The organism is Alistipes provencensis, assembly GCF_900083545.1.
GTDB lineage: Bacteria > Bacteroidota > Bacteroidia > Bacteroidales > Rikenellaceae > Alistipes > Alistipes provencensis.
The window spans coordinates 3,678,712-3,703,946 of record NZ_LT559262.1 but is presented as its reverse complement, the minus strand read 5'-3'; the positions used below and the strand labels follow the sequence as shown (position 1 = coordinate 3,703,946).

The following is a 25,235-nucleotide window of genomic DNA, read 5'->3' as shown; positions in this document are numbered from 1 at the left end:
AGTTTGTTGCGCTGAATTTGCCAACAACAAATAACTCTACTCAGCGTATTAACAGTAAAGTTATTAGAGTTATGGCAAGAAGCACTTTCAAAGTCCTGTTTTATCTGAAACGGCAATCCGAGCAGAACGGCAAAGTCCCCATCATGGGGCGTATCACGATCAACGGTACGATCTCGCAATTCAGTTGCAAGATGTCCGTATCTCCCGCACTCTGGGATACAAAAGGTAATAAAGCCGCAGGCAAGAGCGTCGCGGCCCAGCGCATCAACGAAAAGCTGGAAAATATCAAAACCAATATCGGCAAACAATACCAGCGTATCTGTGACCGGGATTCGTATGTCACAGCCGAAAAGGTCAAAAATGCGTGGCTGGGTTTCGGTGACGGCTATCAGTTGCTGATCGAAACTTTCGACGCTTATTTAAAAGATTTTGAGGAAAAGCGTGCAGGTAAAGACCGTGCGATAGGTACACTCGTTTGTTATCGCAAAGCCCGCAATTACCTTGCGGCCTTCTTGCGTTACGAATATAAGATCGAGGATATTCCGTTCAAAGAGTTGAAGCGGGAATTTATCGAAAGATACGTCGTTTATCTTTCGACGGTGCGGGGAATGCTTCCGGGCAGTATCCACACGCCGGTCAAGAAACTGAAACTGATGACCTACACGGCCTTCAAGAACGGTTGGATCACTACCGACCCATTTTCCGGCTTCCGTATCTCGGTAACGTACCGCGACCGCCGTTTTCTGTCCGAATCGGAACTGCAGGCCGTGATGAATGTCCGCTTGCCCAATTACAAAACGGCCATTGTCCGGGATATCTTCGTGTTCTGCTGCTTTACGGGACTATGTTATGCCGACGTAAAGAAACTCTCCCGCGAAGATATACACACGGAGGGGTGACATGTGGATCATCGACAAACGCCAGAAGACAGGCACGCAGTTCCGGGTAAAGCTGCTGCCCGTTGCAAAACAACTCGTAGAGCAGTACAGTCGCTTGCAGTTGCCGGACGATAAGGTGTTTCCGGTCAAGGACGATAATTCGATGAATATGTCGTTACGCCATGTAGCCCGACAGCCGGACTTTCTTTCAATCCTACGACGCATACGGGGCGCCATACCTTCGCCACGACGGTCACGTTGACGCAGGGCGTACCGTTGGAAACGGTCAGCAAGATGTTAGGGCATAAGCATATCACCACGACACAAGTTTACGCCAAAATCACCAACGATAAAATCGGTCGGGATATGGATGCACTGACGGATAAGATCGCTGATAAATTCAGCATGGCTCAATAATCCGCATTACGGTTTGCATATCGTAAAAAAATATTCGTTTACCTTATTTTACAGAGATAAAAGACTCTAAGCGTCGGAAAGCCTCCGGTTATTGGCGGGGGGGGGTAAAACAAGGATGCCTAAAATTATTAGGCATCCTTTATTATCAGAGGGTTTGTGCAGCTTTGCAATTTTCTTGTAATACCCCTTGTATTCCGCTTTCGGGATAAATAATCAACCGTTCCCCGACGGATGTGAAGGGTATTCTCCGCATATCGCGTAGAGTCTGCAGCGTCCGGGGCGAAATATGCAGATATTCGCAAACCTCGTCGCCCGTCATATAGCGCTCCCCGCAGATCACCGGACGGTAATTCCGTTCCGCGGCCTGCAAGGCCCGCTCCGCGTCGGCGATACAGGCCAAGACGTCTTTCACCTCTTGGGTGTCCGCCGTCAGATAATCCAATGCCATTACCTTACCTCCTTTCGTTTCGTTCGTGCCTGCAAATATTCGTCGATGTCTTTTTGTCGGTAATAGAACTTTCCGCCGACGGATGAAAAGGCTATTACGCCCTTATCGCGGTAGCTTTGCAGCGTGCGTTTGGTAATGTTCAGCAACTGACATACCTCTTGGCTGTCCATTCAGCCGTCGGAGGTCTTGGGGTTGAACTGCGTCTGTACACGCCGTGCCTGCTCGCTCAAGGCTTTCAACTTTCCGACGAGCGAAGTCCATACCTGCTCGTCGATACACAATACGGGCATAAAGCAAAAATTTGAAAGTTAAACATATATTGCGCGGGACTTTCCCGCACTCGGATTTCAGGTCGTACCTTTCGGTCATATTTGTTTCAGAACGGATTGCAGGAAAGCAACGGGTGCTGCCTGCGGAATGTTTCGGGTTCATCGGCCTGTGGCAGGCGTTGGCATCAGTTGGCTTCGCAATGCGAGGACACCATTCCGATATAAATTCCGATCACCACAGACAACCTCTTCTATCAGCCTGACTTTTTCTATTCCTTTCATTTTTACCGACATGACTGCAAGATAGTATCATCTTCCGGGAAATGGTTGTCATGACCGTCCCAGTCCGCTCCAGTCCGCAACACATGCACTTTTACCGTTACACCGGCTGCTTGCAGTTGCAAGATATACCTCAAGAAAAGGTGTTTTCCCTATTGTCCGAATCTGGGTATGCTTTGTCTGCGGCGGTCGCCTTTTGGCCGCGCCTTATCCTAATACCGATCCGGGTTTATTCGTTCGTTGGTATGTAAGCACGGTAAACGACTACTTATCGCCGGAAATAATCCGATGAATAAATATTTCTGTATTTATTCTCAAAACGGGTAAGGACATAAATTCGATCCGATTGCAGTCCGGCTTCTTTGCCCCTGCCGCAACGATGGTAATAGACAGTAAGATAACGCATAAGCATCACGTTTTGCAATGCTTTGTGAGGGCCGCTGTATATTTGCCCGAAACCCCAAACTTCGCATTATGACCTTTGTACGCACTCGTCCTCTCCGGGCCTCTCCCGCCCGCTGCGACCCACTGTCGCCGAACAGTCTTTTACGGCATCCGCCCCTCCCGGTCTGTTCGACCGCCCGATCTTCGGCGTCCGTCGAAACGCTCCGGAGCGTTCCTGCATTTCTCTGTCTCGTCCGTCCATCCGCTCTGTTCCGCCACCAAAGATTCGGGACAGAATCGACTCGAACGTAAAGGGCATGGCGTCGCGTCTTTATCTTACCAGCAAAGGGAAGGCAAGGTTGTGTTTTCGTAGACGAAAACTGCGCCTTCCCCGCTGGCCGGCGTAAAATCCCGCTGGTCTGAATAAAAATGCCAACAAACCACTTATCATGGAAACACCGAAGAAAACATATAGCAAACAGGGCGGGCGCCCGAAAGTCGGTATCGGCCGCATCCGCAAATACGTCGTCAGCACGCGGCTCAGTCCCGAACGGAAACTCCGCTTTTCAGCCCTCTGCCGCGAGGCCGGGCAACCGCCTGCCGAAGTGCTGCGCCAGTTGATCGACCACGGAACGGTGAGAGCGCGGATCACCCGCGAACAGTTGGATTTCATGGCCCAGCTCAAGGGCATCGCCCGGAACCTGAACCAGCTAACCCGACTGGCCAACGCCAAAGGTCTGGCGGCTGTCAGAGTCCGGCATGCGGCAATCGTCACGGCCATCGAAAAACTCCTGAAACAGATAGGCGATGGTCGGTAAAGTCATATCCGCTTCGTCCTTTTCGGGAACGGTAGGCTATGTAATGAAAGAGGAATCCCGGATACTGGAAGCCGAAGGCATTATGCCTCCGGAAGTAAAGGACATGGTGCAGGATTTCAAAGACCAGACCATGCTCAACCCGCGGCTGAAAAATACCGTCGGGCATATCTCCCTCTCTTTTTCACCCAAGGACGCCCCGCGCATGACCGATGCCCTGATGACGCAGATCGCAAAGGAGTACATGCAGAAGATGGGCATCACCGATACGCAGTACCTTTTGGTACGTCATCTCGACCAGCCCCATCCGCATTGCCATCTGGTCTACAACCGGGTCGGGAACAACGGACAGACCATTTCGGACAAGAACATCAAGATCCGCAACGCCAAGGTCTGCCGGGAGCTGACCAAGAAACACGGATTATATCTCGCGCCGGGAAAGGACGATGTGCGGCGGGAGCGGCTGCGCGAACCCGACAAGACCAAATATGAAATCTACGATGCCATTAAAGGCAATCTTCCCAAGTGTAAGAATTGGAACGAGCTGGAAGGTAAATTAAGGGAACAGGGCATCGGTATCCGCTACAAGTATTGCGGAAATACTGGTCGGAAACAAGGTGTTCTGTTCTCGAAAAACGGATTCGAGTTCTCCGGCTCGAAGATCGACCGGGCATTCAGCTTTACGAAGCTCGACAACCGGTTCAACCATATTCAACAGCAGTCCCAACACCGGACGACGCTCCTCGGAAACCTCTCGGCAGCGGCAGGCAGTTACCGTTCGGCATTTGCAGGTTTGTTCGGCGGTATGGGTAGAGGCAGCGGCACGCGCGAAGAGCCGCCTTCAGTCAATCTCGGAAAGGCAGGAAGCATACCTCTGCCGCCGGTCAGTTCGCCCGTCGGAGTGTCCGCCGAGCAGTTGCAGCGCAAGCCGGGAGAAAGTCCCGAAGAGCATATCGCACGAATCACGGCACTGCTCGATGCCGCGGCCGAAGCGATGGCGATAGCCGCGATGGAACACCGCCGCAGGCTGCGCGAACAGAAGAACAATCCCCAAGTTAAACTCAAGTAAAACTTTAACGGACACATAAATACCATGAAAGAGAACAATCGGATCGACCTGTCGCTTGAAATGTACGAAGACCTCAAAGAAACGCTTGTCAAAGCCATTAAAAACGCCAAGACGGGAAAAACTGACGGCAGTATACATTCAGACAATGCACAAACCGAACGGATCGAGCGGCTGATAGAGGCCGCAGAGCTCTCGCAGGAGCAGGTCGCACAACTGCGTAAACTGATGGCATCATCCGGCGTGCAAAGCCAGCGGGAACAGGCAATCGCAGATCAATCCAACAGTCTGCTGAAGCAACTGGCGGGCAGACTGGAGGTTATCGACAAGGATAACCGACAGACCCATGTATTAATGGAACAGGTACGGCAAACCGTCGAAGCAGCGGCAAAGCCTGATACTATACCTGTGCAGGAGCATCACCATACCTACACACTCGACATCAAATCCTCGAAAACCGTGCTGGTAATGTTTGTCATGGCGGTAACGATCGTCCTATTGGCGGGGTTTATTTACCGGGTCTCGGTAAGCAATCAACAGTTGGCCGCAAACGATCTGAAATACCGTTATGTCAAGATGCTCGGTGAGATCAAGGAAAAGGAACTAATGGAGTTGGAAACAATATTCCGCGAAGACAGGCGCAAGACCATCCGCGATACCGTTCGGAGCCGTGTCGAACGGTATGAAACAAGAGTGAGAATTCGGGCCGAGCAATTGGAACAAGCTGCAATCAAGGAGCGGGAAGCGCAAAAACTGCTCGATGATGTGAAGAAATTGAGAGGTAAATAAAAATTCAGATCGGAAATCGACCGATTCGAATTAGATTTTAGTGAAATCTACCAGATGTACAACTCATACACGCAGTTGAAGAAAAATTGAATTTAATCTGAAAAAGTGTAAAAATGTAAAAATGGATCAATCAGCCCCAATTCATTAGGCTGTGAAGAATATCTTCGTTTTATAGAGGACATGCATAGATATCCGCCTCTATTGGAAATTCCATTTCTGGAAAAGCCCGCTTCCAAATCAAGCACGTCCTTTTTCGTAACAAAAACATCTCACCAATGACATTTTTCCGCAATACCGAATCTCCATCTTTGCAACCGGAAAATAGATGATAAATTACGCTGCGAATGTCATTGCGAAAAATTCTGCTTACAACGCTGTTTTTATGGGCTTCCGGAATCGCCGGAGCCGCTTCTATCAAAGGTGTGGTCGTCGATAAGGCGACGCAGGAAGCACTCGTCGGGGCCACTGTCACCGTGGACGGCACGACGAAAGGCACGACGACTGACGCGTCGGGACGCTTCGAACTCAATCTCGTTTCGGGTTCCTGCACGCTGCTCGTTTCCTATGTCTCTTACACTGCCCGCAGGCTCGACGTCCGAATTTCGGCGGAAATGCCGGAATTGCATATCGAACTGGAACCGGACAATCGGGTTCTTGCCTCGGTGACGGTGACGGCACGCAAAAACCTCGAATCGGAACGAAGCCTGCAAACCGAACGTATCGCCTCAAACGTGGCCATCGAAAACATGGGTGCCCGGGAGATGTCGCTCAAAGGTATTTCCAACGTGCAGGAGGGCGTGCGCAAGATGACCGGCATCTCCATCGCGCAAGCCGGGCAACTGATCGTCCGCGGACTGGGAGACCGATACAGCATCACTACGCTTAATGGGCAGCCCATCGCTTCACCCAACCCTGACAACAAATTGATCCCATTGGATATTTTTCCTTCGTCGACCGTAAAGAATATTACAGTAAGTAAAGTGTACGAAGTCAGTTCCTATGCCGACTATTCAGGCGCACATATCGACATCGACACCAAGGAAAATTCCGGAGAAAATTTCTTCTCGGCGAATTTTCACATGGGCGGGCAATTCAACACGCTGGGCCGTGACTTTTATCGCATGGACCACCGCTCGCTTTTCACACAACCAGCGGTCGACGGCAAGGCTCTCTCGTCGAGCCTGCCCGAATTTCGGGAGTATGTGAAAACAAAGGAAATTTTCGATACGGATTTTTCGATTTCGAAGCAGACTGCGCTGCCCGTCTTCGGCGGCAATCTGGCCTGGGGACACGATTTCAAGGTCGGACGGCAGACGGTGAGCCTGCTGGCCTCGGGTGGCATGAGCAACGACCGACAGACGATGAACGACGCTGAATTCCGGAAGCTCGAAGCGACGGGAACCATCACCGACGAATACTCTTATGATAGCTATGCAAGTGAACTGAAAATGGCGGCTCTGGCGAGCCTGAGTACGACTCTGCGCGATGCCGACCGCATCAGTTACACTTTCTTCTATGCCCGCAACGCCGTGGATACCTATATGCGCCGGGAGGGATACGATCAGGAGAGCCACCGTCTCATCGGCAGCAACGACGTGATGCACGTCTACAAACTGATGACCCATCAGCTCAACGGCCTTCACGAATTCGGCCAGCGGTGGCAACTGCGTTGGAGCGGCTCTTACTCGGCCACCGCCTCCGATGAGCCTGACCGCCGACAGGTCATGTACCTACGTAACGAGGACGGTTCGGTCTCGCTCTTCAAACTCAACCAGCAGGAAACTATGCGCTACTTCGGAACGCTCGACGAAAACGAATGGAACGCCCACGCCGCTGCCGATTACGGATTCGGCGCCGGGCACAGACTCACGGCAGGCGTCTCTTTTAAGGACAAGAGCCGCGACTACGAGGGAACCCGTTTCTACTACGATTTATCGAGGTTGTCGCCCGCGATCGACGACATCTACACGCCCGACGACTACCTCAATTTCGGGAACGTGGCCAACGGTATGCTGACGATCAACCGCCAGAAACAGCCCAAGGACAGCTATGAGGCTGGGAACCGGATTTTGGCGGGCTATCTCTCGCTGAACCTGAAACCGCTGCCGGCATTGCTCGTCAACGCCGGAGTACGCTACGAAGTATCGAAGCAATGGGTCGACTACTACAACGACCAGAGCATCCGCCAGCGGCGCAATCTGGATAAAAACGACCTTTTCCCTGCGTTGAACGTCAAATACGGCTTCAACGGGAAACACCAATTGCGTCTGGCGGCCTCGCGCACGATCACCCGCCCGTCATTCATCGAAATGGCCCCGTTTCTCTATCAGGAATCCTACGGTTCGGTACAGTTGCGCGGTAACGAGAATTTGCAGAACAGCTACAACTACAACCTCGACCTGCGTTATGAATTCTTGAATCAGCAGGGCAATATGGTTTCCGTAACGGGTTATTACAAATATCTCGATGAACCCATCGAGCGCGTACAAATGCTCGCTGGAGGGGCTGCCGTACATACGTTCCGCAACGCCGACAATGGCATGGCCGCTGGCGTCGAAGTCGAGGTGCGCAAATCCCTGACGCGGACGCTGCGCATCGCCGTGAATGGCACCTATATGTACACCAACGTCAAGTTGCCCGAGGGCGGAGCCTACACCAACAAGGAACGGGCCCTGCAAGGCGCTTCGCCCTATCTGGTCAACGCCGATCTCACATGGTCGCCCCGTTTCGGTGCAGAGAGGCAACTCAATCTGGCCTTGCTTTACAACCTGCAAGGTCCTCGGATTCATGCGGTCGGAATCTCCGGGCTGGGCGACATTGAGCAGCGCTCCGTGCACACGCTCAACTTCTCGGCCGGATACCGTTTCAGCCGTCGCGCGGAGCTGAAAATGCAGCTGACCGACCTGCTCGACCGCGCGATGGTCTTCGATCAGGAGGTGCCGCAGACCGGGGAATCTGTCGAGGTCGAGCGTTACCGGCAGGGGATGGGATTCGAGATCGGAGTAAACCTGAAATTCTGACAAGTAAATATAATATCCAACATTCAAATTTCAATCAAATGAAAACCTATTGGAAATTTCTGGCAATGGCGGCAATCGCCTGCATGACGCTCACGACTGCCTGTAACGACGATGAAGGCGGCAATGACAATCAGGGTCTGAGAGGCAACATTCCTGCAGGAACCACTCTTTCGGGCAACATTACCGCCGACGCAACCCTTACCGAAGGTAGTACCTATAAACTCAGCGGCGGCCTGCATGTCAAGGCCGGCGCTACGCTCCGGATCGAAAAGGGGGTCCGGGTCATCGCCGTCGACGACGAACTGCCCGACTACATTCTGATCGAACAGGGGGCTAAAATTGATGCCCGGGGTACGGCTTCGAGTCCGATCGTAATGACCGCTGAACTGAAACAGTCGGGGGCCTGGGGAGGCATCCACATCTGCGGTTACGCCCATACCAACGCCGGCACGGGCGTACTGTCGGAGATCGGCAATGCCCCCTACGGCGGCAGCAACGACGGCGACGATTCGGGAATGCTCCGTTACATCCGATTGGAGTACACGGGCTTTGCACTCGACGAAGAACACGAAGCCAACGGCGTTTCATTCTACGGTGTGGGCAACGGCACGACGGTGGAGTATTTACAGGCTTACAAGGGAGCGGACGACGGTTTCGAGTTCTTCGGCGGCTCGGTCAATGTGAAATATCTGGTCGCGACGAGTTGCTCCGACGATTCGTTCGACTGGACCGAAGGCTGGAACGGCAAGGGGCAGTTTCTCGTGGCTTATCAGGAGGCTGAATCGACGCTCGGATACGATTGCGACTGTCTGATGGAGTGCGACAATAACGGCAACAATGCAGCAGCGACGCCCGTAGCGCATCCCATTCTGGCCAATGTAACGTTGGTAGGCAACAACTCGGCAACCGGCACGCGCGGCGTACGGCTGCGTGCGGGCACCGAGGTCGAACTTTACAACGCCATCGTCACCGGCAAATCGAAATGTATCACCGTGGAGACCGCCGAGACCGAGAACTCTTTTTCGAAGGTTCAGAATCCCTCTAAACTCGAATACGTTTCGATGAGTACACCTCTCGACTCGAAAGAGGCTATCTACACCAACGACAAGTTTGCAGCGGCAACCGGTAACATTACGGACTATGCCAACACGTTGACAGATCTGTATATCGGAACCATCGCCGGCGGCAGGACTCTTTCCGACAGCTTCTTCACGGCAGCTGCCTACAAGGGCGCTGTTCCGGTCGGTAACGACTGGACGGCCGGCTGGACACTATAATTGATTTTGTTAACTATAAAATACCGAGGGAGGAACTGAAATATTCAGTTCCTCCCTCGGTGGATAAGTCATCTGCGAGATGTAACACAACAACTCACTACAACGTTTGCCGATTTTGGAAACGTTTGCATAGTGCAAAAAGAAGCAACCAAAAAATCCATGAAATAACTTGATAATGAATGCTATGGTTGCCCAACCTGATTCCATCGAAATATCCGTCGTCGTCAAAGGGGAAGTCTTGTGGGACATGTTGCCTGAAGGCCGCAAGATCGGTGGCGCACCAGCCAATTTTGCTTACCATGTATTTCAACTCGGTTTTACGAGGTGATCGTATCAAAACCGAAATGATAAGAATCGTAGGCGGAAACATTGAAGTTGCATTCGAGAATGAAAGTTGCTGTCTTAGGAAGCGGTTACTATGGAGAGTGTCAGGGAATAGAGATATCAGGTGGTGCTGAAATACCAGCACTCGGAACGGTTAAATCACGCATATGGGGAAAACACAGGAAAATAGACAAAATAAAAATCGCTTAACTTATTATTTGAAGTAATTAAGCGATTTTTTTTGTACATGGAGCCGGATCTGAAATACCGTTACGTGAAAATGTGTAGGTAAATCAAGGAAAAAGAACAGATGGAGTTGGAACCGAATTTAGGAATGAGTAGCACACAGCTATTTGCGATACAGCGGGAGAGAGATGTAAATTTTGCAGACGGAATGTAAAAGGTAAATTTAAGGAATGCCGCCCAATGTCGGAAGATATGGGCAGTATTTTTTTGAATGCTAAACTATTTTTAGTATCTTTGTATCAGTTGTTTGAGTTTGGAAAATCATTGCAACAGACTGAAAACAGAACCGTTACTTTTTCGTTACCTTATCCCATCAAAAAAACGTAACAGCCTAATTTCTTAGACTGTTACAATCTTTCAAAGGAAATCCCGGCGCGGAACTCCCGTTTTTTATCCCCTTTCGGGGCCGCACGACCCGCTTTGCGGGCCCGGAACGGCGTCCGAAGCCCGCTGGACAGCGTCGATCCGGCCCCTGCTGAAAACCCCTCCCGGGGTCGTTTTTGGACAAAATCCGCATCCGGTTGCACAAATTCAAAGTTTATTTGAGCGGTTTTTAAAATCAATTCTTCAATTCTCAGGGTGCGTGCCGGGGCTTATCGGTAATTTTGCTTACCGAAACATTGTAAAACCTAAACCAAAAACCTGAACCGCTCATGAGAAGAAATTTTCTCCCCGTTCTGGGACTCCTCTCTCTGTTCGTGCTGGGTTCGTGCTCTGCGGAACGCGACCCCAAGATCGCATCTCTGAAACATGCCATCGGGGTGGCCGACAGCCAGTTGCTGGACGCCGCCGCCCAACTCGACACGACGAACTGCTTTCCCCGTTCGCTGATGCCCAAGTTCCGGGCCGTCAATGCCAAGGACTGGACAAGCGGATTCTTCCCCGGCTCGCTCTGGCAGTGCTACCGCTTTACGGGCGACGAAAAACTGCTGGCCGAAGCCAAGAAATACACCGACCGGCTGGAGGGTATACAATATTATAAAGGGACGCACGATCTGGGCTTTATGGTCTTCTGTAGTTTCGGCCAGCAGATGGAGACGCTGCACGACCGACACTCGGAAGAGGTGATCGTCGAGGCCGCCAAGAGCCTTATCTCGCGCTGCGATCCCCGCATCGGCGTGATCCGCTCGTGGGACTTCGGCGAGTGGAACTATCCGGTCATCATCGACAACATGATGAACCTCGAAATGCTCTTCTGGGCTTCGAAGCACACGGGCGATCCGGTCTATCGCGACGTGGCGGTCCGCCATGCCGACATCACGATGAAGAACCATTACCGTGACGACGCCAGCTCGTACCATGTCGTGAGTTACAACGACGACGGCACGGTCGAGAGTCAGGGTACGTTCCAAGGCTACTCCGACTCCTCGGCGTGGGCCCGCGGACAGGCGTGGGGTCTCTACGGCTACACGATGTGCTACCGCGAGACGGGCGACACGAAGTACCTGAAACACGCCGAGCGGATCGCCGACTTCATCATGCACCACCCGAACACCCCCGCCGACCGCATTCCCTACTGGGATTACAATGCCCCGGACATTCCCGACGCTCCGCGCGACGCTTCGGCCGCCGCGGTCGTCTCGTCGGCTCTGTTCGAACTCTCGACGATGGTTCCCGAGGCTGAGGGCAAAAAGTATTTCGACTATGCCGAGACCCTGCTGATGAACCTTTCGTCGGACGCCTACCTCGCGGAGAAGGGCACCAACGGGGGCTTTATCCTGATGCACAGCGTCGGCCACCTGCCCGCCGACAGCGAGATCGACACCCCGCTCAACTATGCGGACTACTACTACCTCGAGGCCATCGGGCGCTACCTGTCGCTGCGGGGCCTCGACCCGCGGCGGATCTGACTCCGGCTACAAAAAACCTAAAATCACCTATAACCTATGAAACGAATTTTTACGAAAATTCCGGTATTCTGTCTCCTTACGGCAGTCTTGCTTTCGGCGGGCTGCCTGCAGGACGATACGGAGAAATCGAACAACGGCGGTTCGGATTCGAAAGATCCGACGATTCCCGGCAACAGTGTGATCGAAGCGGGTGTGTTCAGCGCGCTGAATCTCGACTATCCCGGTCTGGGCGCTGTAAAGGCCTATTACGAGTCCGACCAGTACTATCTGGCCGCACAGGCCCTGCTGGAGTACTATCGCAGCCGCACGGACGTGGTCAACGCCAATGTCAATCTCATTGCGCCCTCGGTTTCCGCCGAGGAGAAGCAGTGGGCCGACTATGCGCTCGCGGCCAATGAATACCGACTCTACAACGGCGGGTATCTCGACGGCGACAAGCCTTGGTCCTATATGACCTCGAAGAAGATCGACTGGACGAAGCGAGCTTCGGCCACGGCCGAGGAGCGTTACGGCCTGCATCGTCTGCAATGGATGGTGCCGCAGGGCAAGGCCTACCGCACGACGCTCGATGAAACCTACTCTTCGGAGTGGGTGACGCTCTACGAGGACTGGCTGACGAATTTCCCCCGCCCGACGGGCGATGTGGACTACGAGGCCGATCCTTCGACGCAGCCCGCGGAAATCCGCGACCAGTTCTATGCTTGGCGTCCGATCGACGTGGCTTACCGCGTCGAGGACCAGTGCGACCTGCTTTATTACTTCATGCAGTCGGTGAACTTCACCCCGCAGTGGCTTTCGGCCTTCCTGAACAATCTGGCCGAGCAGACCGAGCACATCAAGTCGCACTACTCCGAGGACCCGGAACTCAAGGCCAAGCAGGCCCACGCCGTATTCCGCGCCGGTACGATCTTCCCGGAGATGAAGAATGCCGCGGCATGGGTCGAGAGTGGCTCGGAGTCGATGAACAACGGTATCGACGTGAGTGTTTTCGACGTGCTGAATCTCGATTACAGCGGCCTGACGAAAGTAAAGCGCGCCTATGAGATCGGCGACTATTACAAGGCGCTCGAGGAGATGCTCAACTATTATCGTTCGCGCACGCACGGGACGAATCCCAACGTCGACCTTTCGACCTCGACGGCTACGGACAACGAAAAAAAGTGGGCCGATTATGCGCTCAAAGAGAACGATTACCGGTTCTATGTGAAGAATTTCTTTGAAAATGCCTCCGAGGAGATTCCCTATTCCTACAGGAAGGACGACGGCATCGACTGGACCTACTGGCCTACGAAAGATCAGGAGCAGCGCTATCAGCTCCACCGCCACCAGTGGATGGTTCCGCAGGCCAAGACCTATTACGACACCAAGGATGAGAAGTATGTCGCCAACTGGATCGAAGTTTACAGCGATTGGCTGAAACAAAATCCCAAGCCCGATGTCGATCTCGACTATACGCTCTATCCCGAAAAACAGGATCCTGAATACCGCAATGCCGGTTGGTCGTGGCGTCCGCTCGACGTGGCGGCCCGTGTGAACGACCAGTGCGCGCTGCTGGAGTACTATCAGGAGTCGGAAACGATCGATGTAGAGTGGCTTGCAAAGGTTTATTACCACCTCGACGAACAGGTCAACCATATTATCAAGAACTATTCGACGACTTCGAACCACCTTATTACGCAGGCGCAGGCCGTGACTTTCTCGGGTGTATTGTTCCCCGAGCTGAAGAACGCCGCGAAGTGGGTCGACAGCGGTTCGAATGTGCTCAACAAAGAGGTAACGGCTCAGTATTTCCCCGACGGATGGCTGATGGACGGCGACCTGCATTACCACATTTCGGGTATTGAGGATTTCCGTTCGACGATGCTCGTGGCTCAGCTCAATGGGCAGGCCGATCGCTTCCCGGCGAGCTATGTCGAGTCGATGCGCAAGATGACCGACGTGGTGATGAACATGATTTATCCCGATTATACGGTTCCCAATATGGCCGATACGCGTCGCGACACATGGACCAAGAGCGTGCTCAAGCGTAACCTGACCAACTATTCGAACCTCTTCCCCGACAATCAGGAGATGCTGTGGATGGCTACCGAGGGGGCTTCGGGAACGATGCCCGAGACGAAGGTCAAGACATTCCCCGACGGCGGTTACTATACGATGCGCACGGGCTGGACGAAGAACGACATGATGATGGTGTTGCAGAACACTCCCGACGGACCTGCCGAAAAATGGCACCGTCAGTACGACAACAACACCTTCGAACTGTGGGTCAAGGGGCGTAATTTCTTCCCCGACTCGGGCTGTTTCACCTATGGCGGTTCCAACCCCTCTACGAATGCCGACCGTGCGAAATACGCCGCTTCGACGGCCCACAACACGCTGACGCTCGACGGCAAGAACGTCGCCGGCGACGGCAGGATGCTCCATCAGGAGTCGAAGTCGACCTCGTCGTTCGATTACGAGGTGCTGGTGCTCGAAAATCCCTCGTATACGAACCTGACGCACCGCCGTTCGGTCTTTATGGTCGACAATAAGTTTTATGTGATTCTCGACGAGGCTTACGGTTCGGCTACGGGTACGGTCAATCTGAACTTCAATATCACCGAGGGCAGCGATGCGCAGGTGGTGTACAACGAGACTTATGACGGATTCCATACGGCGTTCGCCGACGGCAACAACCTGCTGGTGCGTACCGCGTCCGGCAAAGCCGGGGGCTCGTTCGTCAAGAAGACAGGCTTCGTCTCCTACCAGATCGACAAGAGCGTCGAGCGCAAGGCCTATCAACTGAATCAGGAGAAAACGGCGGACGATCCCGTCATCCGTTTCATCACGATCCTGCTGCCGACGTCCGATCCGTTGTCGCAGGAGGTGAAAGCCTCGGCAGATGCATGGTCGACCAACGGCGCCGTGGTCCGGGTGACCATCGGCGAGCAGAATTACAAGCTCTCCTATACGCTGTAACCTAAAAAAATAACCGATATGAACTACATGTCAAAATTCCGAAACGCATGTTTCGTATGGCTGACCGCCGTGCTTCTGGCGGTGACGGCTGCGGCCTGCGAAGACGATAAAACAACCGGCGGCGACCTGCGGCTTCACTATCCGGAGGTGATCGACATCGGTCCCTCGATGAGTTTCATCTCGGGTGCGCCGACCTATTACGGTCCTGCACCCTCGGATTTCTCGATCGCGGGCATGACGCTCGACGACAAGGCTGTCGCCAGCGACAGCTTCACCATCAGCCCCGAAACGGGTGCCGTGAGTATCTCCAATACCGAAGGCATGGCGACGGGCACCTATAAACTGACCGTCGCCTGCCGGGCCAACGGGGCGGGTTACACTTTCCGGGATATTTTCGTGGTGCGGATGGTTCCCTCCACGCCCGTTGAGATCGAGACCAGTTCGCCGACGCTGACGATCCCCTACGACGAACTCGGGACTACCGAGGAGACGGTTTCCGTTTCGACGGTCGGCGAGTCGGTGGCCGTTATCGGCTACGAACTCGTGCAGCCCGAGGGACAGGAGTACTTCTCTATTTCGAAGACGGGCGTCGTGTCGCTCAGCACGGCTTTCAAAGGCGAAGTCCTGCCGGGCGTCTACCCGCTGCCGATCAAGATCTCGACGCATGCCGGGTCGATGGTCTATGAGGATGTGCTGACGGCGAAGATCACCAGCCGGCCGCTGGGCGTAACTTATACGCCGGTTTCGGGCCGTATGGAATACAACATGGCTTTCCAGAGTGCCGTACCCGTGCTGAAAGGATCTCCCGAGGAGGTCGTGTGGGCCGTCAAGGGGGTTACGCCCTCGACGGATGTGTTCACGGTCGATGCCGCAACCGGCGTCCTTTCGGTCGCCGAGGGCAACGGCCTGCCGATCGACGGACAGTATGTGGTCGACCTGACGGTTTCGAACAGCTATGGTTCGACCGATTTCGAGGGGGCCTATACACTGACCGTCATCGACTACATTGCACCCATCGAGGCGGATAAATTCGCCTATGAGCCGGTCGAGGCTATTCAGGGCGGTGAGTTCTCGGCGTCCAAAAAGATTGATTTCGTCGGCGACGAGGTGACTTTCTCGCTGGGCACGCTCGATGCTGCCCTCGTCGGACAACTTTCGATCGATCCCGAGACCGGCGCTGTTTCAGCCAAGAAGGGCCATACGATTCCGATGGGTAGCTATGCAGTTCCCGTGATCGCCGCCAATGCCAAGGGTACGGCCGAGGCCAGCCTTTCGCTGACGATCAAGGAAAATCCCTATTTCTTCACGACCATTACTTATGGTAACAATCTGGGGCTGACACCCGCGGCGAACTATGCCAATCAGTTCCTCTGCAAGTCGTTCGCGGAGTGGCAGGCAATATCGCTCACGCCGACGACCGATGCCAAACCGGGTACGGATATTTCGTGGTCGATCAAGATCAAACACCAGTGCAAGGGAGCGGTCATCGATGCGCAGACGGGTGTGATTTCGTCTGCTACCACCGATTCTAAAGACTTCAATAGCGGTAATGGCGGTCTGATTCTCGTGACGGCTACGGCCGGCAAAGGTCAGGTGGGCGAGACTTCGGTTACGGTTCCCGTATTCTTCTCGTTCCATGTCGCCGTAGCGGGTGTGACGGTGCACTACCAACCGTTCGTCATGCAGGTTAACCCGCGTAAGGGCGGCATGTCGGTGGTTCCGGAGATCAGCGGAGTGTCGAATATGTCGTCATTCCTGATGGACTACCGCCGCACGTTCAACTACTACAATATCGGCGGTCCCGATTCGCACATCGACGGTCAGCCCAGCGTTGGGGGCTCGTTCCTGAACCAGATGTGGATAAAGGTCTACAACGCTCAGCCGGGCGTAACCAAGCCGGCCGGTACGGGCTCGAAGGACCCGCTGTCGTATTTCGTCAACAAAGCCAACCTGAATCTGGCGCTGCTCTATGTGGATCAGGCGACCAAGTCGGTTGTCGTGAACGCCAACAAGTGGATCGATACCAACGGCGTTGCTGCCAACGGGGCGTTCTTCGGCCAAATTACCTTTGTGACCAACGGTATCGAGGGCGGCATCAACAACGGAGAGAAGATATTCCCCATATGGATCTGGTTCGACGAGAAATTTTAAACCTAACTGAACATGAAACCAATGAATAAAACTATATACCGGGCTTTCGGGCTGAGAGGGGTTCTGACCCTTCTCGCCCTGATGCTGGCCTTCACGGCGGCGGCCCAGAATAAGGTGACGGGTACGGTCGTCGATGAAAACAACCAGCCTGCGATCGGTGCCAACATCATTGTCAAAGGTTCGACGCAGGGCGTTTCGACCGACGTGAAGGGCGCCTTCTCGATCGCGGTCAAGAAAGGCGACGTGCTGGTCTTTTCCTATCTGGGCTACAAGCCTCAGGAGGTGAAGATCGCGGCCCAGACGCAGTTGCAGATCAAACTTGTGCCCGAAGAGAACGTCATGGACGAAGTGGTGGTCGTGGGTTACGGCGTCGTGAAGCGCGGAGACCTCACGGGTGCGGTGGCTTCGGTCTCGGCCAAGGGTATCGAGGGCTACAAGTCGGGTTCGGTGATGGAAGCGCTCGGCGGTCAGGTCGCCGGTGTGCAGATCACCTCCACGGACGGTACGCCGGGTGCTGGCTTCGACATCAAGGTCCGCGGTGTGGGTTCGGTCAACGGCGACACCTCGCCGCTGTTCATCGTCGACGGATTTCAGGTCGACAACATCGACTACCTCTCCAACTCGGATATCGAGGCGATCGACTTCCTGAAAGACGCTTCTTCGGCGGCCATCTACGGTTCGCGCGCCGCCAACGGCGTCGTGATGGTGACCACCAAATCGGGTAAGATCGGCCGTCCGATCGTGACCTACAACGGTTCGGCCAGCTACCGCAAGATTTCCAAGACGCTCGACCTGCTGTCGCCCTACGAGTTCGTGCAGTTGCAGACCGAGGCATGGCCCGACAAATTCGGCCAGACCTACTACCGTGAGGGCAACGACAGCGATGGCAACCCCTACCGGATTCAGTCACTGGACTACTACCTGACGGACGAGGGTGTGGACTGGCAGTCGGAAACTTTCCGTCCCACTTGGTCGCAGGACCACAATGTGTCGGTGTCGGGCGGTACGGACAAGACCAAGTACTCGTTCTCTTTCTCCGATTTCTTGGAGAACGGTATCTTCACCAACAGCTCGTTCAACAAGATCACGGCGAAGATGCGTGTCAACCACAAAATCTCGAAGCGCGTGACTCTCGATGCCACGATCAATTACGCCAATACCGACAAGCGGGGTATGGGCACTTCGGGCGACAACGGGCGTTTCAACATGCTGGCGCAGATTCTGCGGGCGCGTCCCACGGCCGGTCTGCGCATGACCAACGAGGAGCTGCTCTCGGCAGCGATCGACCCGCTGGAACTCGAATCCTCGGAGTCGCTCTCGCAGGTGAACCCCATCGTGCAGGCCCAGTCGGTGACTAACACCAAACGCTCCGAGATGTGGTCGGGTAACCTTGCGCTGACGGTCGATTTCGGCAAGGGCTGGACGTTCAAGACAGCCGGTTCGTACAATACGACCAATACCCGCGCCGATCTCTTCTACCGCGAAGGTTCGAAGGAGGCCTACCGCAACGGACAGTCGCCCTACGGTTCTACCCGTATGACGCGCGACCTGCGCTGGACCAACTATAACCACCTGACCTATAAGTATAAGGGTAAGGGCGACCACGAATTCGATATCATGCTCGGTCAGGAGACCTCCTACAAGGGGTCGGAGTACCTTTTCGGCGAGGCGACGGACTTCCCGTTCGATAACCTCGGTAACGACAACCTCGGACTGGGCGCCACTCCGAGCAAGGTTTCGACCTCGCTCGAGGAGAAACTGCTCATCTCGTTCTTCGCGCAGGGGCATTACAGCTATAAGGGCCGCTATCTCTTCTCGGCGACGATCCGTGCCGACGGTTCGACGGTGTTCAGCGACAACCACAAATGGGGCTATTTCCCCGCTTTCTCGGCCGCATGGCGTATCTCGGAGGAGCATTTCATGAAGCAGCAGGATGTGGTTTCCAACCTCAAACTGCGTCTGGGCTGGGGCGTCGTGGGTAACGACCGCATTTCCAACTACCTCTCGATGGACCTCTATACGCAGGGCAAGTACGGCTACGGTAATAGCATTGTCACGGTGCTGTCGCCCAAGCAACTGGCCAATAAGGACCTCAAGTGGGAGGCTTCGCAGAGCACCAATATCGGTATCGACTTGGGTCTGTTCAACAATCGTCTGAATGTCACCGCCGATTTCTTCCTCAAGGACACCAAGGATCTGCTGATGGCTTCGAACAAGGCTTATGTGTCGGGCTTCGCCTCGCAGTGGAAAAACGTGGGCAAGATTCGCAACAAGGGTATCGAACTGGCGGTCAACTCGACCAATATCTCCTCGCGGAGCGGGTTCCGCTGGACGACCGATCTCAATATTTCGTTCATCCGCAACGAACTGCGTTCGCTGGCCGACGGCGCCTCGAGCATGGATGTCAATTCGAGCTGGAACGGCGACTACACGACTTCCGACTATATTGCGCAGATCGGACAGTCGCTGGGTCTGATCTACGGCTATGAGTTCGACGGTGTTTACCAGAGTTCGGATTTCAGCGTCGATGCCGCCACGGGCCAGCTCGTACTCAAGGAGGGTGTTACGGACATCTCCGAGCATGCGGGTGTTGCCGTGAAACCGGGCATGGTGAAGTACAAGGATCAGGACGGCGACGGCAAGATCACCACCAGCGACCGGACGACGATCGGCAACGGTACGCCCAAATGGTACGGCGGTATCACCAATACGTTTTCGTTCAAGGGTGTCGACCTGAGCTTCCTGTTCCAGTTCAACTACGGCAACGATGTCTACAACGCCACCCGTATCTACTCCTCTCAGACTCAGGACCAGCGTTCGAACATGATGGCCGAGACGGCTGACCGCTGGACGGCGACCAATGCCTCGAACAAGGTTCCGGCATGGGACGGATACATCAAGAACGAGATCTATTCGCGCTTTATCGAGGACGGATCGTTCCTGCGACTGAAGAATCTCACGGTGGGGTACACCTTCCCGCAGCAGTGGACGCGCAAGTTCTATGTTTCGAAACTGCGTCTCTACTTCACGGCCCAGAACCTCTTCGTCGTGACGGGCTATTCGGGGTATGATCCCGAGGTGAGCATGCGCGCGTCGAACCCCATGACGCCTTCGCTCGACTGGGGTGCCTATCCGAAGAGCAAAGTCTATACGTTCGGTGTCGATTTGACCTTCTAATACGATAAAAACATGAAAAAGATACTATATTACATACCGATGCTCTGCCTGCTGTCGGCCTCGTGCTCCGATCTGCTGCAGGAAGAGTCCTATATCGAGACGGGCAAAGACAACTATGTACACAACGCTTCCGAGGCCGAAACGGTGCTGATGGGTGTCTATAAGGACATGGCCAACGAAAACCTGTACTCCTACCACCTGTCGCTGTTGTTCACCATTTCGACGGACATCGCCCAGTGCGAAGGCAGTTCGAACACTTCGTTCCGCGAAATCCCGACCAATTCGCATAATCCGAACACCTCGCAGATCCGCAATACATGGCAGAAACTCTATTCGTCGATCTACGACGCCAACGATTTTATCGAGATCGTGTCGGCCCGCAAGGACGGCTGGAGTTCCGGCAACCGCGAACTGGCCGAGATTTATCTGGGTGAGGCCCGTGCGCTGCGCGCATTGTTCTATTTCGAGCTGGTGCGCTGGTACGGCAACGTCGTGCTGATAAAATCGACGGCCGATTCGGATATTCCCGCCACCGAATATGTGCAGGCCGATCCTGCCGATGTCTACGCCTTTATCGAGGAGGACCTCAAGTATGCCGCCGAGGTGCTTCCGTGGGCCGCCGACGATTCGAAACGCTCCTCGACCGCCTACCGCTTCTCGAAGGGTGCGGCGCTGGGGCTGCTGGCTAAGGTCTATTGCACATGGGCAGGGTATCCCGTGCGCGACGAATCGAAGTGGGAGGAGGCCGCCAAAGTGGCCCGCCGCGTCGTGGAGTCGGGTAAGCACCGGTTGATCACCGATTACGAGACCGTCTGGAAGAACACCTGCAACGGTATCTGGGACGCGGGCGAGAGCCTGATCGAAGTGTCATTCTATTCGCCGACGGGCCTCGATACCGACAATACCGCCGGACGTATCGGCAAATGGAACGGAGTCGTTGCCACGACTGTCGAGGGAATCCGCGGCCGCAACGCCGGAAACTGGAAGGTGACCTATAACTTCACGCGCGAATGGGAGCAGCACGGCGATCCCCGTATGAAGCTCTCGATCGCCGACTACAAGTACCCCAATGACGACAAGACCCCCGTGACCTATTTTTCGACGGTGAGCAGTCCTTCCGAGGACAACCTCAACAAGCAGCGTCAGCTCTTCACGCCGGCCAAGTGGGACACCGAGAAGTATGTCAACACGGCCAATTATATCGTCAACAATGACAAGTCGAATATCAACTGGTATGTGCTGCGCTACTCCGACGTGCTGCTGCTCTTCGCCGAGGCGCTCAACGAGTCGGGCGGTTCGATCGTCGATGCGGTCGATGCCGTGAACGCCGTGCGCCGCCGTGGATTCGGCGATATGAAACACGACCTCTCCTATGGCCTTTCGCGCGACGAACTGCGCGATGCGATCCGTAAGGAGCGCGCCTATGAGTTGTGTTTCGAGGGACACCGCAAGCAGGACCTGATTCGTTGGGGTATCTATTACGATTCCATCGTCGATACGGCTCAGGAGCTGGCCGACTGGTTTGCCAACGCCAATTATTCGGTCCGCATGTATACTCAGAAGGGTCGTCACGAGCTGCTGCCCATTCCGCAGCGCGATCTCGACCTGATGAAGAAGTGCAAGCAAAACCCCGGCTGGGGCCAGTAGCGGCTTCCCGTGGATTTCGGGCGGGAAAGCCTGAAATCAGCATGCCGACGGGAGTTACGTTTTAAAACGTAACTCCCGTCGATCTGTTAATGCCGGGGACCGGCTCTTTTTACCGTCCTCCCGTCACAGGGCGCAGCAGGAAATTGAACTCATAGTCCTGATACGGCATTCTGTATTGCGGGAGCGGCAGGCGTCCCCAACTGTTTACGCAGCCCAGTCCGGACTGCCTGCTTTCGATATTGACGTGCGTGCGTCCGTCGGGGAGGAGTTCGCCGGGGTGTCGGACGTACTCGGGCGCTCCGTTGTCGAGCTGCGGAATGGAGTAGGGGATCGCCGAAGCCGAGAAGTGTCGGTCGGAGCAGATCTCGATCCCGAATCCCGTGGGGTCGGTCAGCCTCCACCAGCGCAGTCCTCCGCGCGTTCCCGACTCCTGCGGGCTGACGTATTTCATGTGGAACTGGTCGGCGACGCGCTGCGTGTAGCGTCCCACGAAGGCGGCGCCGGCGCGGTCGGCGTAGTTCTCCATCGGGCCGCGTCCGTAGTACTCCACGGCGTCGAACATCCCCGGGGTCTCGAAGGCCATGCCGAAGCGCATCAGCTCGGCCACATCCCTGCGCTCCGGGTCGGCGGTCATCGCCTCGCAGACGCGTACCGAGCCGTCGGCGGCGATCGTGTAGGTGAGCGTCAGTTTCGCGCCCACGGCGGGGATCGTATAGTCTGCGACGGCTCTGACCCCGTTATCTCCGGGCGTAAGAACGAACCCGACGAGCCGGGGTTCGGCCGTCGCCCACATCCGGCTGTCGGGGTATTTTCCCGTCTGGCGCACGCCGAGGTCGTTGTCCGTGGCCGCGCGGTAGAAGCTGGGACGCAGGGGGCCTGCCAGCAGTTCGACGTTGCGGAGTTTGTAGGAACGGATGAAACCGCTTTCGGGATCGAACCCGACGGAGAATCCCTCGCCCGAGACGGTCTTGTCCGCCACGCGAAGCGCCCCGGCCGGAACCTCGGCGGCGAAGCGGGCCGCCGGGTCATCCCCGCGCAATACGAGCTGGTCGGCAGCCACCTCATGGAGTGCGTCGAGCAGCCCCTGCCGTTCGCGCAGCCGGTAACGCACCGTGAGCAGCAGCTCGCCGCCGAGGGCCCGGAGCTGTTCCGGCGTGTAGCCCAGCGTCACGGCCGCGGTGGTCTGCGGGGCTATGTCGAGGTGCTCGACCGCGCCGCTCAGCACGGGCCGTCCGTCGGCGGTGATCTCCCAGAGAAGCCGGTAGGGCGCAAGGTCCGTGAAGAAGTTTTCGTTGTAGACGTTCACGACGCCGTTTTCCGGGTCGCGGAGCGTGGTGTGGATCGGCCGGTGCTGGTGCTTCACCTCGTAGGCGTGGGGATGCCACGAGCGGTCGGAGGCCAGCACGCCGTTGCAGCAGAAGGTGCTGTCCGAGGCGTCTGCGGCGTTGTAGTCACCGCCGTAGCGGTAGATCAGCTTCCCTTCGGGACTGCGCCATGCGAGGGCTTGGTCGGCGAAGTCCCAGATGAATCCGCCCTGATATTTCGGTTCCCGGCGGGTCATGTCCCAATACTCTTTGAATCCGCCCATCGAATTGCCCATGGCATGGGCGTATTCACACTGGATGAGCGGTTTGGCGGGATCGCCGGCGAGGTATTTCCCGCATTGCTCGTAGCTCCAGTACATCGGGCAGACGATGTCGGTGTTGTAGTCCCCGTGGTAGGAGGCCTGCTCGTACTGCACCGGGCGCGACGGGTCGAAGGACTTGATCCAGTCGTAGCAGCGTTCGAAATTGGGACCGTTGCCGGCCTCGTTGCCCGTGCTCCAGACGATGATCGAGGGGTGGTTGTAGTCGCGCAGGACCATGCGGCGGTTGCGGTCGAGGTGTGCGGCGGCAAAAGAGGGGTTGCCCGCGAGGTTCTTCGACTTGTCGCGGTAGTGATAGCCGTGCGACTCGATGTTGGCCTCGTCCACGACGTAGAGACCGTATTCGTCGCAGAGGTCGTACCACAGCGGTGCGTCGGGATAGTGGCAGGTGCGCACGGCGTTCATGTTGAGCCGCTTCATCTCGCGGATGTCGCGTATCATCTCTTCGCGCGTGACGCAGTAGCCCGTATTGGGCTCCATCTCGTGCCGGTTGACGCCCTTGATGAGAATCGGCTTGCCGTTGACCAGCAGTTGCCCGCCGCGGATCTCGACCTTGCGGAACCCCACGCGGAAAGCCGCGGCCTCGGTCACCCTGCCGTCGCCGGCGAGGACTTCGGCCGTGAGCGTGTAGAGGCTCGGGGCCTCGGCACTCCACTGCTTCGGGGCGGCGACCTCGAAGATCGTCGATACGCTGTTGCGGCGGGGGCGGAGCGTGCGGGTGTCGAGCGTGCGGCCCCCGTCGTCGCGGAGCGTCAGCCGGACACTGCCGACACCCGGTGTCGTGGCCACCTCGGCGCGCAGCACACCGTCGCGGTAGCCGTTCACCAGATCGGGCGTCAGACGCACGTCGGCCAGCCGGCGTTTGTCGCGGGCGTAGAGGTAGCAGTCGCGGCCGATGCCCGAAAGACGCCAGAAATCCTGATCCTCGAGGTACGAGCCGTCGCACCAGCGGTTGACGCGCAGCACGATCAGGTTGTCGCGCCCGGGCGTGATGTAGCGGGTGACGTCGAATTCGGCTTCGAGCTTGCTGTCTTCGCTGTAACCCACTTCGCGGCCGTTGACCCAGAGCGTCACGTTCGAGATGGCCGAGCCGATGTGGATGAATGTGTCGCGGCCTTCCCAGCCGGCGGGAATCTCAATAATGCGGCGGTAGAGTCCCGTGTAGTTCTGTTCATGGGGAACCAGCGGAGCCTTCACCTCGAAGAACTTGTGCCACGGATAGGGCTTGTTCGTGTAGACCGGGTCGCCGTAGCCGTTCAGCTCCCAGATACCCGGCACGGGCATTGTGCCCCACGACGAGTCGTCGTAGCCGACGCGGAAGAAGCCTTCGGGCTCGGCGCCCGGGCGGTCGGCACGCAGGAAGGCCCATTCGCCGTTGAGCGTCCGGTAGAGGGGTGAGCGGGTGTAGTCGTTTTCGGGAACGGCTGCGGCGGCCGTGGGGAAGACGATGAAACTCGTGCGCATCGGGGCGCGGTTCACGGCGAAACATGTCGGATCGAGCCACCGCTCCGTGGCGGACGTCGCGCTGGCTGACGCGGCGGTTAGGACGGCGAGGAGGACCGCAAACAGGTGTATTTTCACTTCTTTGGATTTTT

General features: G+C 55.8%; 13 protein-coding genes and 1 pseudogene. 11 read left to right on the top strand and 3 right to left on the bottom strand.

Annotated features, from left to right (window positions below):
• The first annotated feature begins 71 nt into the window (after positions 1-71).
• A pseudogene (locus tag BN5935_RS14425) lies at positions 72-1,295 on the top strand (site-specific integrase).
• Positions 1,296-1,440: 145 nt separating this feature from the next.
• On the opposite strand, the gene BN5935_RS14420 reads toward BN5935_RS14425, so the two are convergent.
• Together BN5935_RS14420 and BN5935_RS14415 are read right to left on the bottom strand one after the other, a co-directional pair.
• A complete protein-coding gene (locus BN5935_RS14420; RefSeq protein ID WP_064976715.1) occupies positions 1,441-1,743 on the bottom strand; it encodes a helix-turn-helix domain-containing protein in 303 nt (100 codons plus the stop codon).
• Entirely contained in the window at positions 1,743-1,913 is a 171-nt protein-coding gene (locus BN5935_RS14415) for a helix-turn-helix domain-containing protein (RefSeq protein ID WP_064976714.1), read from the bottom strand. Before BN5935_RS14415 ends, BN5935_RS14420 begins: the two co-directional genes overlap by 1 nt.
• A gap of 1,211 nt (positions 1,914-3,124) precedes the next feature.
• Here BN5935_RS14415 and BN5935_RS14410 point away from each other — a divergent pair.
• The 10 genes from BN5935_RS14410 to BN5935_RS14365 all read left to right on the top strand — a co-directional run bounded on the left by BN5935_RS14410 (position 3,125) and on the right by BN5935_RS14365 (position 21,995).
• The gene (locus BN5935_RS14410; RefSeq protein WP_064976713.1) at positions 3,125-3,493 is read left to right on the top strand and encodes a MobC family plasmid mobilization relaxosome protein; all 369 of its coding nucleotides are present in this window, start codon (positions 3,125-3,127) and stop codon (positions 3,491-3,493) included.
• Positions 3,483-4,559 carry a relaxase/mobilization nuclease domain-containing protein gene (locus BN5935_RS14405; protein WP_064976712.1) on the top strand — a complete coding sequence of 359 codons (1,077 nt, stop codon included), beginning with the start codon at positions 3,483-3,485 and terminating at the stop codon, positions 4,557-4,559. Before BN5935_RS14410 ends, BN5935_RS14405 begins: the two co-directional genes overlap by 11 nt.
• A 24-nt stretch (positions 4,560-4,583) precedes the next feature.
• The gene (locus BN5935_RS14400) at positions 4,584-5,345 is read left to right on the top strand and encodes a hypothetical protein (protein WP_064976711.1); all 762 of its coding nucleotides are present in this window, start codon (positions 4,584-4,586) and stop codon (positions 5,343-5,345) included.
• Positions 5,346-5,689: 344 nt separating this feature from the next.
• Positions 5,690-8,365 (top strand): TonB-dependent receptor, encoded by a 2,676-nt coding sequence (locus tag BN5935_RS14395; protein WP_064976710.1) that lies wholly within the window; start codon positions 5,690-5,692, stop codon positions 8,363-8,365.
• Between the two features lie 38 nt (positions 8,366-8,403).
• Positions 8,404-9,642: a hypothetical protein gene (locus BN5935_RS14390; protein WP_064976709.1), complete on the top strand. Its 1,239-nt coding sequence runs from the start codon at positions 8,404-8,406 to the stop codon at positions 9,640-9,642.
• A gap of 1,223 nt (positions 9,643-10,865) precedes the next feature.
• Complete coding sequence (locus BN5935_RS14385; protein WP_064976708.1) at positions 10,866-12,062, top strand: glycoside hydrolase family 88 protein; 1,197 nt, start codon at positions 10,866-10,868, stop codon at positions 12,060-12,062.
• Between the two features lie 36 nt (positions 12,063-12,098).
• Positions 12,099-15,020, top strand: coding sequence for a heparin-sulfate lyase HepC (gene hepC, locus BN5935_RS14380; RefSeq protein WP_064976707.1), 2,922 nt, complete (start codon positions 12,099-12,101; stop codon positions 15,018-15,020).
• 18 nt (positions 15,021-15,038) lie between these two features.
• The gene (locus BN5935_RS14375; RefSeq protein WP_064976706.1) at positions 15,039-17,171 is read left to right on the top strand and encodes a surface glycan-binding family protein; all 2,133 of its coding nucleotides are present in this window, start codon (positions 15,039-15,041) and stop codon (positions 17,169-17,171) included.
• 21 nt (positions 17,172-17,192) lie between these two features.
• A complete protein-coding gene (locus BN5935_RS14370) occupies positions 17,193-20,348 on the top strand; it encodes a SusC/RagA family TonB-linked outer membrane protein (protein ID WP_064976705.1) in 3,156 nt (1,051 codons plus the stop codon).
• A gap of 12 nt (positions 20,349-20,360) precedes the next feature.
• Positions 20,361-21,995, top strand: a complete 1,635-nt coding sequence (locus tag BN5935_RS14365; protein WP_064976704.1) for a RagB/SusD family nutrient uptake outer membrane protein — start codon at positions 20,361-20,363, stop codon at positions 21,993-21,995.
• A gap of 109 nt (positions 21,996-22,104) precedes the next feature.
• Here BN5935_RS14365 and BN5935_RS14360 read toward each other — a convergent pair whose 3' ends face one another.
• The gene (locus BN5935_RS14360) at positions 22,105-25,215 is read right to left on the bottom strand and encodes a glycoside hydrolase family 2 TIM barrel-domain containing protein (RefSeq protein ID WP_449353806.1); all 3,111 of its coding nucleotides are present in this window, start codon (positions 25,213-25,215) and stop codon (positions 22,105-22,107) included.
• Positions 25,216-25,235: the final 20 nt, after the last annotated feature.

Coding starts and splice junctions, on each gene's coding strand:
- BN5935_RS14410 (WP_064976713.1), top strand. CDS start 3,125: ATGGAAACACCGAAGAAAACATATAGCAAACAGGGCGGGCGCCCGAAA.
- BN5935_RS14395 (WP_064976710.1), top strand. CDS start 5,690: ATGTCATTGCGAAAAATTCTGCTTACAACGCTGTTTTTATGGGCTTCC.
- BN5935_RS14415 (WP_064976714.1), bottom strand. CDS start 1,913: ATGGACAGCCAAGAGGTATGTCAGTTGCTGAACATTACCAAACGCACG.
- BN5935_RS14370 (WP_064976705.1), top strand. CDS start 17,193: ATGAATAAAACTATATACCGGGCTTTCGGGCTGAGAGGGGTTCTGACC.
- BN5935_RS14420 (WP_064976715.1), bottom strand. CDS start 1,743: ATGGCATTGGATTATCTGACGGCGGACACCCAAGAGGTGAAAGACGTC.
- BN5935_RS14390 (WP_064976709.1), top strand. CDS start 8,404: ATGAAAACCTATTGGAAATTTCTGGCAATGGCGGCAATCGCCTGCATG.
- hepC (WP_064976707.1), top strand. CDS start 12,099: ATGAAACGAATTTTTACGAAAATTCCGGTATTCTGTCTCCTTACGGCA.
- BN5935_RS14385 (WP_064976708.1), top strand. CDS start 10,866: ATGAGAAGAAATTTTCTCCCCGTTCTGGGACTCCTCTCTCTGTTCGTG.
- BN5935_RS14375 (WP_064976706.1), top strand. CDS start 15,039: ATGAACTACATGTCAAAATTCCGAAACGCATGTTTCGTATGGCTGACC.
- BN5935_RS14400 (WP_064976711.1), top strand. CDS start 4,584: ATGAAAGAGAACAATCGGATCGACCTGTCGCTTGAAATGTACGAAGAC.
- BN5935_RS14365 (WP_064976704.1), top strand. CDS start 20,361: ATGAAAAAGATACTATATTACATACCGATGCTCTGCCTGCTGTCGGCC.
- BN5935_RS14405 (WP_064976712.1), top strand. CDS start 3,483: ATGGTCGGTAAAGTCATATCCGCTTCGTCCTTTTCGGGAACGGTAGGC.